This window comes from Pseudomonas sp. 39004 (assembly GCF_028682155.1).
GTDB classification, from domain to species: Bacteria; Pseudomonadota; Gammaproteobacteria; order Pseudomonadales; family Pseudomonadaceae; genus Aquipseudomonas; species Aquipseudomonas capeferrum.
In genome coordinates, this window is the sequence record NZ_JANIAG010000151.1 from 1 (window position 1) to 13,677 (window position 13,677).

The 13,677-nt window shown below is 62.4% G+C and carries 7 protein-coding genes and 1 other RNA gene; 2 read left to right on the forward strand and 6 right to left on the reverse strand.

Annotated elements, in window-relative coordinates; genetic code table 11:
* Nucleotides 1-148: 148 nt before the first annotated feature.
* From NP534_RS21230 to NP534_RS21255, 6 genes are all read right to left on the reverse strand, one after another.
* Nucleotides 149-1,231 carry a type I restriction endonuclease gene (locus tag NP534_RS21230; RefSeq protein ID WP_274100005.1) on the reverse strand — a complete coding sequence of 361 codons (1,083 nt, stop codon included), beginning with the start codon at nucleotides 1,229-1,231 and terminating at the stop codon, nucleotides 149-151.
* Between the two features lie 245 nt (nucleotides 1,232-1,476).
* Nucleotides 1,477-1,573: signal recognition particle sRNA small type (ffs, locus tag NP534_RS21235), an RNA gene on the reverse strand.
* A 276-nt stretch (nucleotides 1,574-1,849) separates the two neighbouring features.
* Entirely contained in the window at nucleotides 1,850-4,180 is a 2,331-nt protein-coding gene (gene ligA, locus NP534_RS21240; protein WP_274100006.1) for an NAD-dependent DNA ligase LigA, read from the reverse strand.
* Between the two features lie 119 nt (nucleotides 4,181-4,299).
* Nucleotides 4,300-5,181, reverse strand: coding sequence for a cell division protein ZipA (zipA, locus tag NP534_RS21245; RefSeq protein WP_274100007.1), 882 nt, complete (start codon nucleotides 5,179-5,181; stop codon nucleotides 4,300-4,302).
* A 204-nt stretch (nucleotides 5,182-5,385) separates the two neighbouring features.
* Entirely contained in the window at nucleotides 5,386-8,874 is a 3,489-nt protein-coding gene (gene smc, locus NP534_RS21250; protein WP_274100008.1) for a chromosome segregation protein SMC, read from the reverse strand.
* A gap of 2 nt (nucleotides 8,875-8,876) precedes the next feature.
* Nucleotides 8,877-9,536: a GntR family transcriptional regulator gene (locus NP534_RS21255; RefSeq protein ID WP_274100009.1), complete on the reverse strand. Its 660-nt coding sequence runs from the start codon at nucleotides 9,534-9,536 to the stop codon at nucleotides 8,877-8,879.
* A 267-nt stretch (nucleotides 9,537-9,803) separates the two neighbouring features.
* On the opposite strand from NP534_RS21255, the gene xdhA reads away from it, so the two are divergent.
* Complete coding sequence (gene xdhA, locus NP534_RS21260; protein WP_274100010.1) at nucleotides 9,804-11,258, forward strand: xanthine dehydrogenase small subunit; 1,455 nt, start codon at nucleotides 9,804-9,806, stop codon at nucleotides 11,256-11,258.
* Nucleotides 11,251-13,650 (forward strand): xanthine dehydrogenase molybdopterin binding subunit, encoded by a 2,400-nt coding sequence (gene xdhB / locus NP534_RS21265; protein WP_274100011.1) that lies wholly within the window; start codon nucleotides 11,251-11,253, stop codon nucleotides 13,648-13,650. Before xdhA ends, xdhB begins: the two co-directional genes overlap by 8 nt.
* Nucleotides 13,651-13,677 lie beyond the last annotated feature (27 nt).

The following is a 13,677-nucleotide window of genomic DNA, read 5'->3' on the forward strand; positions in this document are numbered from 1 at the left end:
ACCCCCCCTGAAAAAGCCGAGGACACCATCGCGGGACAAGCCAGCTCCCACCAAAATTTCCCTACAGAGCCTAGACTGAATCCTAACGTTTTCTGAGCAACCGTTCCGGGGCCACTACCTAGCCATCGGCACGCGAAGACAAACTCAGCTACTCGTACAGTGAGATAGCGCCTTTCAGTTGTTCCGCAAAGCCATAAATGTCATCCAACGAGCAGATAGGATGCCGAGTTTCGTTCTTATCAGCATCAAACAAACCAATGTACTTTTGAGTCCGATTGAAATGTAGGCGGCAGATCGGCTTACGGTTATTATCATCAAGCAAAATACCGAAGTAACTTTTAGTATCCCGGTGGACGATTCGCTTCGCATCGACAACCGCCCTGACGATTGCCTTTACAATATGAAAACCTTCAAGCTCTTCCAGAGTTGTTTGGATCTGCTCTTCAGCGCTGTCTTCAGCAGGCTCTACAACCGAATTGCTTACGACCGACTCCATAGCAAAGGAAGGCTCAGCTGCACCACTCATCGCCGACTTCAAGCGGTCGTTGATCTGATCTCCTAAGAACTGTATTGCAGCCTTTCTAGTCAAGCTGGTGAACTGTTCCCGCACCTTCTGGGTGATGATCCCGTCGTAGACCCGAGTAGCGAAAAACTTCACGAAGTCGTCACTGGGCTGACTGAACTGCGAGGCCATTTCTTTCTTGATCTGACCCACGTATTTCAGCTCACCAGCAGCACTGATTATCGAGTCAACATCGAACGCAGACTTGGTCAACTTCTGCAGTTCAGGAAGAGCGTGCTCGTCTAGATCAAGAAGATCCAGCTCCAAAAATGGCTTCTCGTCCATTTTGTTAGGGGCATCAAGGTCAGTAAAGAAGCGATAAACCTGGCCATTGGTAAGGATCGATATGCGGGCGGTGGTTACGTGAAAATACCGGAAGAGCTGACTCGCATGATTGATATGCAGCGGCTCACCGATCTTCTTGCACTCAATCAGAATCTGGATTTGCCCATTCTTCATGATCGCGTAATCGATCTTCTCGCCCTTCTTGGTCCCAACGTCGCAGACGTACTCGGGCGTGACCTCCGAGGGGTCGAAGACATCGTAACCCAGGACGGAGTTGATGAAGGGCATGACAAAGGCGATCTTGGTCGCCTCTTCCGTTTGGATAGCAGGACCCTGCTGACGGATTTTGGCTGATAACGCGTTCAGTCGCTCTACGAATTCCATCTCTCGCTCCTCGCTCAGATGCCCCATCCTAGTAGCACCGCGCCATGCTGGCAATTACCAATCATAGCAAAGCAGAGGCCGTAAGCTGCGCAGGAACGCGGGGAGCGTGAAAGAGCAATAGGCAAGAACGCTGAAAATAATGCTCGGCATGACGCGCCACCTAGGTCTACCTAAGCACTATTCCACTTCGAGATTTTTCGAACGAGAGATCCTTGAGAGCTCAAGGACTTGCGTAATGGAGGCGGCCCCACCAGCCACACCCCGGCACTCGATGTTCCCGCTATGGCTGCTCCCTTCCGGGCCTGACCAGGTTAACGGGTAATCAATGCGGGGGGACCGATGGGGCCACCACTAACGCGACTCGCTAAGCAGCGAGCCGCGCCATTGTACCGGTCTGAGGCGAAGTTACAACCTCTGGCCGGAGAAAAAGTCATCATTTCTCAATGACTTGTTTGAATTCGGGGGTACCTTGGCGAACGACGGCCTTTGTAGGAGCGGCCTTGCGTCGCGAAAGGGGCGCGAAGCGGCCCCAGCAATCTCTGCGGCGAAGCTGAAATCCAGGGGCCGCTGCGCAGCCCTTTCGCGACGCAAGGCCGCTCCTACAAGGTCCGCGCAGGGTCAGAGGGTGATGCCTTGTTCGCCGAGGAAGGCAATGAACGCGTCTTCGTCCAGCACCTTCACCCCCAGCTCACTGGCCTTGGCCAGCTTGGAGCCCGCGCCTGGGCCGGCGACCACGCAGTGGGTCTTGCCGGAAACGGAACCCGCCACCTTGGCGCCGAGGCTTTCCAGCTTCTCCTTGGCAATGTCGCGGCTCATGCGCTCCAGGGTGCCGGTCAACACCCAGGTCTGCCCCGCCAACGGCAGCCCTTCGGCGACTTTCTTCTCGCTGTGCCAGTGCATGCCGAACGCCAGCAACTGGGCCTCGATGGCCCGCGCCAGCTTCTGGTTCGCTTCGTCCTTGAAGAACTCGCGCACCGCCTCGGCCTGCTTGGCAGCCAAGGCCTGACGCAAGTCGATGCCATCGGCAGCGATGATCTTGTCCAGGCTATCGAGCTTGGCCACCAGCTTTTCAGCGCCGGTCGGGCCGACCGAGGGAATGTCGAGCTTGGCGATCATCCCAGCCAGGGTGGTGCTGGCAGCAAACTCGGCGGCCAGGTCGCCTTCGTCCTGCAACTGCATGCCGCAGGCCAGCAACTGTTCGATGACCTTGCAGTTGTGTTCGTCTTCAAAGAAGTTGTGGATCTCGTAAGCCACTTCAAGGCCGATGTCCGGCAGGTAGGTCAGCACCTGCGGCAGGGCCTGCTGCACCCGCTCCAGCGTGCCCAGCGAGCGCGCCAGCACCTTGGCAGTCTCTTCACCCACATCTGGAATACCCAGGGCATAGATGAAACGCGCCAGGCTCGGGCGCTTGCTGGCTTCGATGGCATCCAGCAGCTTCTTGCTGGACACCTCGGCAAACCCTTCCAAGCCGACGATCTGGTCGAATTCCAACTTGTACAGGTCCGCCGGCGAGCCGATCAACCCTTCGTCCACCAACTGCTCGACACTCTTCTCGCCCAGGCCGTCGATGTCCATCGCGCGGCGCGAAACGTAGTGAATGATCGCCTGCTTGAGCTGGGCGCCACAGGCCAGGCGGCCGACGCAACGGTACACCGCGCCTTCGCTGGTGGTTTCCTTGCCCTTGCTGCGCTTGACCAGCTGGGTACGCTCGACCTGCGAGCCACACACCGGGCACTCGCTCGGCACTTCGACCGGGCGGGCATCTTCGGGGCGGCGCTCGAGCACCACTTGCATGACTTGCGGGATGACATCACCGGCGCGGCGAATGATGACCGTATCGCCGATGCGCAGGCCCAGGCGGGCGATTTCGTCCATGTTGTGCAGGGTGGCGTTGGACACGGTCACACCGGCCACCTTGACCGGCTTCAGACGCGCCACAGGGGTTACCGCCCCAGTGCGGCCGACCTGGAATTCGACATCCAGCACTTCGGTCAGCTCTTCCATGGCCGGGAACTTGTGGGCAATCGCCCAGCGCGGCTCGCGGGCGCGGAAGCCCAGCTCACGCTGGGACGCCAGGCTGTTGACCTTGAACACCACACCGTCGATTTCGTAAGGCAGGCTGTTGCGGCGCTCGCCGATGTCGCGGTAGTACGCCAGGCATTCTTCGATGCCGGCGGCATGCCTGAGCTCACGGCTGATCGGCAGGCCCCAGGCCTTCAGCTGTTCGAGGATGCCAATGTGGCTGTCGCCGATGCTTTCGGACACTTGGCCTACGCCGTAGCAACAGAACTCCAGCGGGCGACTGGCGGTGATTTTCGAGTCCAGCTGGCGCAGGCTGCCAGCCGCGGCGTTGCGCGGGTTGGCGAAGGTCTTGCCGCCCGCCTCTGCCTGGGCCGCATTGAGCCGGTCGAAACCGGCCTTGCTCATGTACACCTCGCCGCGCACTTCCAGCACCGCCGGCCAGCCTTCGCCCTGAAGCTTTAGCGGAATGTTGCGCACGGTGCGCACGTTGGCACTGATGTCTTCACCGGTCGTGCCATCGCCGCGGGTAGCGCCCTGCACCAATTGGCCGTCACGGTACAGCAGGCTCACGGCCAGGCCATCGAGCTTGGGTTCGCAGCTGAAGTCGACCGCACCTGGCTGGTCGAGGCCGTCGACCACACGACGGCCGAATTCACGCAGGTCGGCTTCTTCGAAGGCGTTGCCCAGGCTGAGCATGGGCACTTCGTGACGTACCTGGCTGAACGCGGCCAAGGCCTGGCCGCCGACACGCTGGGTTGGCGAGTCGGGCGTCACCAGGTGCGGGTGCTCAGCCTCCAGCGCCTTGAGTTCGTTGAACAGGCGGTCGTATTCGGCATCGGGCACGCTGGGCTCATCGAGCACGTAGTAGCGGTAGTTGTGCTGGTCGAGTTCGGCGCGCAGGGCGTGGATTCGGGATTCGGCGGTCATTCTTTTCTTCTCTTGCAAAGCAAAAAAGCAGCCTGAAGGACGTGGCCTGGGGCCCGGGATCCTTCATGGAACCCGAACCGGCCAGCACGCCCCGCAGGCTGCTCTTTCGTCTGGAACTATCAGCGCTTCTGGGTCAGCGCGCGGCGCTCGAACTCGACGATGCGCTGGCGGTAATGCTCGATGGTCTGGGCGGTCAGCACGCTGCGCTGATCATCCTTGAGTTCACCATTGAGCTCATGGGCCAACTTGCGCGCCGCTGCAACCATCACGTCGAAGGCCTGCTTCGGATGACGCGGGCCCGGCAGGCCCAGGAAGAAGCTCACCGCACGGGTGCTGAAGTGGTCGATATCGTCCAGGTCGAAAATACCGGGCTTCACCGCGTTGGCCATGGAGAACAGCACTTCGCCGTGGCCGGCCATGCTCTCGTGGCGGTGGAAGATGTCCATCTCGCCAAAACGCAGGCCGCTTTCGAGAATGTTCTGCAGCAGCGCTGGCCCTTTGAAGCCACCCTCGTCGCGGGAGATGACGCTGATTACCAGCACCTCTTCGGCAGGGGGCAGTTCCTTGACCGTGTTGTTGGCGGACGACGCACCGCTGTTGCGGTTGTTGTCGGCAGCAAAGTCATCATCGCTATCGGCAAACAGGTCAGGCTCGCGCGATTCGGCCACCAGGTTCAGGTCACCCTGCGGCACTTCTGCGGCACGCTTGCCACGCTTGCTGGCCTTGACCGGCTTGGGCTCGCGCTCGCGATCACGCGACGACGCACTGAGCGAGGGCAGGTCGCTCTCGTCCAGTTCTGGCTCCTTGTGGTTATCCAGCACCCGCGACGGGCCGAGCACTTCGGCGCCGCCCTCTTCGTCGGGGGCATTGGTATAACTGCGATCCAGGCGGAATTTCAACTTGCCTTTTCCGCCGCGCATGCGGCGCCAGCCGTCGAAAAGAATACCGGCAATGACAATGATGCCGATGAGGATCAGCCACTCGCGCAGACCGATTTCCATGTAATCCCGTGCCTCTATAAAAATATGCTTGAAAACAAAGGGTTCAAAGCCCTTTAACACGTGGCGCCAACTCTATGTTCTGACAGGCGTTTTACCCACGCAAAAAACGAGTGACATTAAGCTAGCACGACCAAAGAGAACTTTACACCGTCTGTCGCACATGACGGGGCCATTTCACTACAGAATGTGCTGTATCTTCGCTCATCAGGCGTCGACCATTGCCATCGCCTCCTCCACATCCACCGCCACCAGGCGGGAGCAGCCGGGCTCGTGCATGGTCACCCCCATCAATTGATCCGCCATCTCCATAGCAATCTTGTTATGGGTGATGTAGATGAACTGCACACTCTCACTCATTTCCTTCACCAGCCGCGCGTAACGCCCGACGTTGGCATCGTCCAGCGGCGCATCGACCTCGTCGAGCATGCAGAACGGTGCGGGGTTCAACTTGAAAATGGCAAACACCAGCGCCAGGGCGGTCAGTGCCTTCTCGCCACCGGACAGCAAATGGATGGTGCTGTTCTTCTTGCCCGGTGGTCGCGCCATGATCGTCACCCCTGTATCGAGTAGATCTTCGCCCGTCAGTTCCAGATAAGCGCTGCCACCACCGAAAACTTTTGGAAAAAGTGCCTGTAATCCGGCATTTATCTGATCAAAGGTATCTTTGAAGCGGTTGCGGGTTTCCTTGTCGATCTTGCGGATGACGTTTTCGAGGGTCTCCAGCGCTTCGACCAGGTCGGCGTTCTGCGCGTCCAGGTAGCGCTTGCGCTCGGACTGTTGCTCGTATTCTTCGATCGCTGCCAGGTTGATCGCGCCCAGGCGCTGGATACGCGCCTCGGTCTGTTCCAGCGCCTGCTCGGTGCCCTGTTCGCTGTCGTCGGCTTCGAGCGTGGCAAGCACGCCTTGCAGGTCGTAACCGTCGGCCAGCAATTGCTCTTGCAGGGTCTTGCGCCGCACATCCAGGCCCTGGCACTCCAAACGCAACTGCTCCAGCTGGCCGCGCAGCAGTTGGGCTTGCTGCTCGGCCTGGCTGCGGCGTTTTTCGGCGTCGCGCAGTGCACGGTCGGCCTCATCCATGTGCAGGCGGGCCTGGCGCATTTCCTCGTCGACGCTCATGCGCCGCTCCAGCAGTTCTTCGAGCTTCAAGCGCAACTCTTCGAGGGGTGCTTCGCCCTCCTCCAGGTTCAGGCTCAGTTGCTCCTGGCGCTCGGTCAGGCGTGCGGCCTGCTGCTCCAGGCGCTCCAGGGCCTGACGGGTGGAGTCATGCTGGGCGCGCAGCGAGCCCAGGCGCACGGCCAACTGGTGGGCATGGTCCTTGTGCTGGCGCGCCTCCTGGCGAACGCGGTCGAGGCCTTCGCGCAGGGTATCGCGACGGGCCATCAACTGCTCGCGCTGTTCGGTGTCCTGGGCCATGAGGTCCAGGGCTTCCTGCAGCACCAGCCGCGCCTCGCCCAGTTGCTCGTGCTCCAGGACGCGCTGCTCCTGCAACTCGGTCAGCTCTTCCTGCAGACGGCGGCGGCGCAATTCGACTTGCTCGGCACGGGCACGGCTGGCCGACAGGTTGGCCTTGAACTCGCCGTGCTGGCGGCTCTCTTCCTGGGTACGGCGGCGCAACTGCTCGCGCTGCTCTTCAAAGCCCAGCTGCTGCTCGCGCAGGCCTTGAAGCTGTTGCTCAAGATGCTCCAGGGCGGTTTGCTGCTCCCACTGCTCCTGGCCCAGGCGTTCGATTTCCTGGCCGCGGGCCAACACCCCGCCTTCGGCCTCGCCACCTCGGCTGACCCGCAAAAAATGCCGGCCCACCCAGTAACCATCACGGCTGACCAGGCTTTGCCCTTCATTCAGGGTAGCCCGCAGCGCCAGCGCCTGGGCCAGGTCATCGACCGGTTTTACCTGCCCCAGCCAGGGCATAAGGTCGGTACGCCCTTCGACCTTGTCCAGCAGGCTGCCTGCCAGCCGCGCACCCTCGCCGCCGGCCAGCAGCAAGCGCAACTCGCCTTGCTCCAGGCCGGCGAAATCGAGGTTGTTGAAGTCATCGACCAGCACCGCCTGCAGGTCGGCGCCAAGCACCGTTTCTACTGCCAGCTCCCAGCCCGGTTCGACCCGCAGCCCTTCCGCCAGGCGGGGGCGCTGCGCCAGGCCTTGCTCGCGCAACCAGTCTGCGGCACCCACGCCAGGCTCCAGCGCAGCCTGCTGCAAGGCCTCCAACGATGCCAGGCGACCACCCAGGCGCTGCAGATCGCCCTGCGCCTGCTGTTGCGCCTGGGTGGCCTGCTGCAACTGCTCGCGCGTGCCTTCGAGGCGCTCGACCACTTGCTGTTCGGACACCTGCAATTCGTCCAGCAGCATTTCGCTACTGGCCAACTGTTCGGCCAGTTCGAGCAGGGCGGCATCCTGTGGCTCGGCGCCCAACAGGTCGCGTTCTTCACCCAGCTTGCGCTGGCGCTCCGCCAAGCGCTCCAGGCTGGTTTCCAGCTGCTGCAGGCGCGCCTGCTGCACTTCCGCCTGGCGCCGGGGCTCGGCGGAGCGGGTGTTGAAGGTGTCCCACTGCTCTTGCCAGCCGTGCATGCCCAGCTCGGCTTCTTCGAGGGTGGCGGCGGCCTCTTCGGCGGCCGCCAGGGTCATTTCCTGCTCAGGCGCCAGCATGGCCAGTTCTTCGCCAAGGGTAGCCAGCAGGGTGCGGTCATGGCCCAGGTGCGACTCGGTCTCCAGCCGCGTGCGCTCGGCTTCCTTGAAGTCGTCCTGCAATTGGCGCAGGCGCTGTTGGCCGTGCTGGATGCTCTGCTCGACCCGGGCGATATCGCCTGCCACCGAATAGAAGCGGCCTTGGACCTGGTTGAAGCGCTCGGACAATTCGTGATGCCCATCGCGCAGGCGCTCGATGCTGGCGTCGGCGTTACGCTGCTCGGCCACCAACGCCTCGTGGGACACATCCTGGTCGCCGATCACCGCTTCGCGCTGGCGTACGCGTTCGTCCAGGTCGCGCCAGCGCAGGGCCGACAGGCGCGCCTTGAGCTGGCGTTCCTGGGCCTTGTACTCGCGGTACTTCTCGGCGGCTTGGGCCTGGCGGTGCAGGCGTTCGAGCTGGCGCTCCAGCTCGTCGCGCAGGTCGGTCAGGCGCGCCAGGTTTTCCTGGGTGCGGCGGATGCGGTTCTCGGTTTCGCGACGGCGCTCCTTGTACTTGGAGATGCCCGCCGCCTCCTCGATGAAGTTGCGCAACTCCTCGGGCTTGGCTTCGATCAGCTTGGAGATCATGCCCTGCTCGATGATCGAGTAGCTGCGCGGCCCAAGGCCGGTGCCGAGGAAGATATCGGTGATATCGCGGCGACGGCATTTGGCGCCGTTGAGGTAGTAGCTGTTCTGCGCGTCGCGGGTCACCTTGCGGCGGATGGAAATCTCGGCGTAGGCCGCGTATTCACCTACCAGGGTGTTGTCGCTGTTGTCGAACACCAGCTCGATGCTGGCCTGGCTGACCGGCTTGCGGCTGGTGGAGCCGTTGAAGATGACGTCGGTCATCGACTCGCCGCGCAGGTTTTTCGCCGAGCTCTCGCCCATCACCCAGCGCACCGCGTCGATGATGTTGGACTTGCCGCAACCGTTGGGGCCGACCACGGCCGCCATGTTGCTGGGGAAGTTGACCGTGGTCGGGTCGACGAATGACTTGAACCCGGCCAGGCGAATGCATTTGAGGCGCATGGTCAGGCCCGGGCCAACGCCGCCAGCACCAGTTCACAGCTGCGCTGGCAGTAAGCGGTGAGCACCTCGCGGATGCGCGGGAGGTCGCGCGAGACCACGGCCTCGAGCAGGCAGGCGAACAGCTGCAGGTAGTCGTCGGTGCTGGCCTGGCGCTGGTCCAGGGCCAGGTAGTAGGCGCGGCTCATGGCCGGCTGCAGGTTTTCTACGGTTTCCTGCAGGTAAGGGTTGTCCGCGAACGGATAGGCCGCCCGCATCACCGCGAAGCTTTCGGCAACAAACACCTTGATGTCCCGTTGGTCGCGGGCCAGCTGCAGGCGCTGCTGGATCTCCAGAAACGGGCGCAGGTCGGCCTCAAGGCGCCATTTTTGTGCAACGGCGTTGCCCAGCAGGATGTAGAACTCGCCCATCAAGTTGCACAGGCTGCGCACGCTGCGCTCGTCCAGCTTGGTCACATGAGCGCCACGACGCGGCAAGATCGCGACCAGATGCCGACGTTCGAGGATCAATAATGCCTCACGCACCGAACCGCGGCTGACATTCAGCGCCTGGGTGACCTTTTGCTCCTGGATGCGCTCGCCCGGCGCCAGTTCGCCGCGGATGATGCGTTCGGCCAGGTAATCGGCAATCTGCTCGGAGAGGCTGTCCGGGGCCTTGAACGTCATGGTTTTCCTTCAAAATCATTGAACTGGGCACAAGGGGCGGATTGTAGCGTACTTGACCGGCACTCGCGCAGAGGGGCCTTGCGCTTTATTTGGCCTGCCAGACTGCCGCCTGCCCGGCGCGATCTATGCTTGTAGTAAAGGCAATGTGTTCGGCCGGGTGTAGAGATGCGCATTTTCCTGACCTTTGAGTCAGAAAAATATTGACCAGTTCGTCAGGTCTGCTTATTGTCCGCCCAACAACAATAAAACCATTGCGAGGCCACCCCCGTGATCCAGTTTCTCGTCAACCAGGAGCTGCGTAATGAGCACGCCCTGGACCCGAACATGACGGTGCTGCAATACCTGCGCGAGCACCTGGGCAAACCCGGCACCAAGGAAGGCTGTGCCAGTGGTGATTGCGGTGCATGCACCGTGGTGGTCGGCGAACTGACCCAGGACGACAAGGGCCAGGACACCCTGCGCTACCGCAGCCTCAATTCGTGCCTGACCTTCGTGTCTTCGCTGCATGGCAAGCAGTTGATCAGCGTCGAAGGCCTCAAGCACCAGGGCGAACTGCACAGCGTGCAAAAAGCCATGGCCGACTGCCATGGTTCGCAATGCGGCTTCTGCACCCCAGGCTTCGTCATGTCGCTGTTCGCCCTGCAGAAAAACAGCCAAGGCCCCGACCTGCACCTGGCCCAGGAAGCCCTGGCCGGCAACCTGTGCCGCTGCACCGGCTACCGGCCGATCCTCGATGCTGCCGAGCAAAGCTGCCGCCAGCCTTGCCGCGACCAGTTCGACGCCCAGCAAGCTCAGACCATCAGCCGCCTCAAGGCCATCGCGCCGACCCAGACCGGCGAGCTCAACAGTGGCGACAAGCGCTGCCTGGTGCCGTTGACCGTGGCCGACCTGGCCGACCTGTACAGCTCGCACCCCGAAGCACGCCTGCTGGCCGGTGGTACCGACCTGGCACTGGAAGTGACCCAGTTCCACAAGACGCTCCCTGTGATGATCTATGTCGGCCACGTGGCCGAACTCAAGCGCATCGACAAGACCGCCAGCCACCTGGAAATCGGCGCGGCCACCCCGCTCACCGACTGCTATGAAGCGCTCAACGCCGAGTACCCCGACTTCGGCGACCTGCTGCACCGGTTTGCCTCGTTGCAGATCCGCAACCAGGGCACCTTGGGCGGCAATATCGGCAACGCCTCGCCGATTGGCGACTCGCCGCCCCTGCTGATTGCCCTGGATGCCCAGATGGTGTTGCGCCAAGGCGAACGCCAGCGCACCCTGGCGCTGGAGGACTACTTCATCGATTACCGCATCACCGCGCGTCAGGACAGCGAGTTCATCGAGAAGATCATCGTGCCGCGCGCCAGCGATGACTGGGCCTTCCGCGCCTATAAAGTGTCCAAGCGCCTGGACGACGACATTTCCGCCGTGTGCGCAGCGTTCAACCTGAGCATCGAGAACGGTGTGGTCAGCGGCGTACGAATCGCCTTCGGCGGCATGGCCGCCATTCCAAAGCGTGCGCGCGCCTGCGAAGCAGCCCTGCGCGGCAAAGCGTGGAACCAGGCCAGCATCGAGCGCGCCTGCCAGGCGCTGGCCGAAGACTTCACCCCGCTCAGCGACTTCCGCGCCAGCAAGGAGTACCGCCTGCTGACCGCACAGAACCTGCTGCGCAAGTACTTCATCGAACAGCAAACACCGCACATCGAAACCCGGGTGACCGCTTATGTCTAACCATCACGTAGCCAAGAGCCAGGCCGAGATGGCCGAACTGTTCAGCCAGGACCTGACCACCGGGGTCGGCCGCAGCGTCAAGCACGACAGCGCCGACAAGCACGTGGCCGGCGAAGCGGTGTATATCGATGACCGCCTGGAATTCCCCAACCAGTTGCACGTCTATGCGCGCACCGCCGACCGCGCCCACGCGCGCATCCTGCGTGTCGACACCACGCCGTGCTATGCCTTCGAGGGTGTACGCATCGCCATCACCCACGAAGACATCCCTGGCCTCAAGGACATCGGCCCGGTGGTGGCCGGCGACCCGCTGCTGGCCATCGACAAGGTCGAATTCTTCGGCCAACCGGTGCTCGCCGTGGCTGCCCGCGACCTGGAAACCGCCCGCCGCGCAGCGATGGCGGCCATCATCGAATACGAAGACCTGGAGCCGGTACTGGATGTGGTCGAAGCGTTTCGCAAGAAGCACTTCGTGCTCGACAGCCACACCCACCAGCGCGGTGACTCCGCCGCCGCCCTGGCCAGCGCCCCGCACCGCCTGCAAGGCACCCTGCATATCGGCGGCCAGGAGCACTTCTACCTGGAAACCAACATTTCCTCGGTGATGCCGACCGAGGACGGCGGCATGATCGTCTACTGCTCCACGCAAAACCCCACCGAGGTGCAGAAGCTGGTCGCCGAAGTGCTGGACGTGCCGATGAACAAGATCGTCCTCGACATGCGCCGCATGGGCGGTGGTTTCGGCGGCAAGGAAACTCAAGCCGCCAGCCCGGCGTGCCTGTGTGCGGTGGTTGCGCGCCTGACCGGCCAGCCAACCAAGATGCGCCTGCCGCGCGTCGAAGACATGATGATGACCGGCAAGCGCCACCCGTTCTATGTCGAGTACGACGTGGGCTTCGATGACACTGGCCGCCTGCACGGCATCAATTTCGACCTGGCCGGCAACTGCGGCTACTCGCCCGACCTGTCCGGCTCGATCGTCGACCGCGCCATGTTCCACTCCGACAACGCCTACTACCTGGGCGATGCCACCGTGCACGGCCACCGCTGCAAGACCAACACCGCCTCCAACACCGCCTACCGCGGCTTTGGCGGCCCGCAGGGCATGGTCGCCATCGAGCAGGTGATGGACCATATCGCCCGCCACCTGGGCCGCGACCCGCTGGCGGTGCGCAAGGCCAACTACTACGGCAAGACCGACCGCAACGTCACCCACTACTACCAGACCGTCGAGCACAACATGCTCGAAGAGATGACCGCCGAGCTTGAGGCCAGCAGCGATTACGCCGAGCGGCGCGAGTCGATTCGCCGCTTCAATGCCAACAGCCCGATCCTCAAGAAGGGCCTGGCGCTGACCCCGGTCAAGTTCGGTATCTCGTTCACCGCCACCTTCCTCAACCAGGCCGGTGCGCTGATCCACATCTACACCGACGGCAGTATCCACCTGAACCACGGCGGCACCGAGATGGGCCAGGGCCTGAACACCAAAGTGGCGCAAGTGGTGGCGCAGATCTTCCAGGTCGACTTCGACCGCATCCAGATCACTGCCACCAACACCGACAAGGTCCCCAACACCTCGCCTACCGCAGCTTCCAGCGGCGCCGACCTGAACGGCAAGGCCGCGCAGAACGCCGCCGAAATCCTCAAGAAGCGCCTGACCGAGTTCGCCGCACGGCATTACCAGGTGACCGAGGAAGACGTCGAGTTCCGCAACGGCCATGTGCGCGTGCGCGAGCAGATCTTGAGCTTCGAGCAACTCGTGCAGCAGGCGTACTTTGCCCAGGTGTCGCTGTCGAGCACTGGCTTCTACCGCACGCCGAAGATTTTCTACGACCGCAGCCAGGCTCGCGGCCGGCCGTTCTACTACTTCGCCTTCGGTGCAGCCTGCGTGGAAGTGGTCGTCGACACCCTGACGGGCGAATACAAGATGCTGCGCGCCGACATCCTGCATGACGTCGGCGACTCGCTGAACCCGGCCATCGATATCGGCCAGGTGGAAGGCGGTTTCATCCAGGGCATGGGCTGGCTGACCACCGAAGAGCTGGTGTGGAATGCCAAGGGCAAGTTGATGACCAACGGCCCGGCCAGCTACAAAGTGCCGGCGGTGGCCGACATGCCGCTGGACCTGCGTGTGAAGCTGGTGGAAAACCGCAAGAACCCCGAAGACACGGTGTTCCATTCCAAGGCCGTGGGCGAGCCGCCATTCATGCTTGGCATCGCCGCCTGGTGCGCGATCAAGGATGCCGTGGCCAGCATTGCCGACTATCGCCTGCAACCCCAGGTTGATGCCCCGGCAACGCCAGAGCGGGTGTTGTGGGGTTGCGAGCAGATGCGCAAGGCGGTGGCCGCCGCGCAGCCTGCATCGCAGGAACTGGAAACCGTTAGCCACTGACCCTGCCGCACCGTTGTGTGTGTGTAG

Excerpts from the sequence above, each read along its gene's own strand:
- NP534_RS21255 (WP_274100009.1), bottom strand. The coding sequence starts at position 9,536 with ATGACGTTCAAGGCCCCGGACAGCCTCTCCGAGCAGATTGCCGATTAC.
- zipA (WP_274100007.1), bottom strand. The coding sequence starts at position 5,181 with ATGGAAATCGGTCTGCGCGAGTGGCTGATCCTCATCGGCATCATTGTC.
- NP534_RS21230 (WP_274100005.1), bottom strand. The coding sequence starts at position 1,231 with ATGGAATTCGTAGAGCGACTGAACGCGTTATCAGCCAAAATCCGTCAG.
- smc (WP_274100008.1), bottom strand. The coding sequence starts at position 8,874 with ATGCGCCTCAAATGCATTCGCCTGGCCGGGTTCAAGTCATTCGTCGAC.
- xdhB (WP_274100011.1), top strand. The coding sequence starts at position 11,251 with ATGTCTAACCATCACGTAGCCAAGAGCCAGGCCGAGATGGCCGAACTG.
- ligA (WP_274100006.1), bottom strand. The coding sequence starts at position 4,180 with ATGACCGCCGAATCCCGAATCCACGCCCTGCGCGCCGAACTCGACCAG.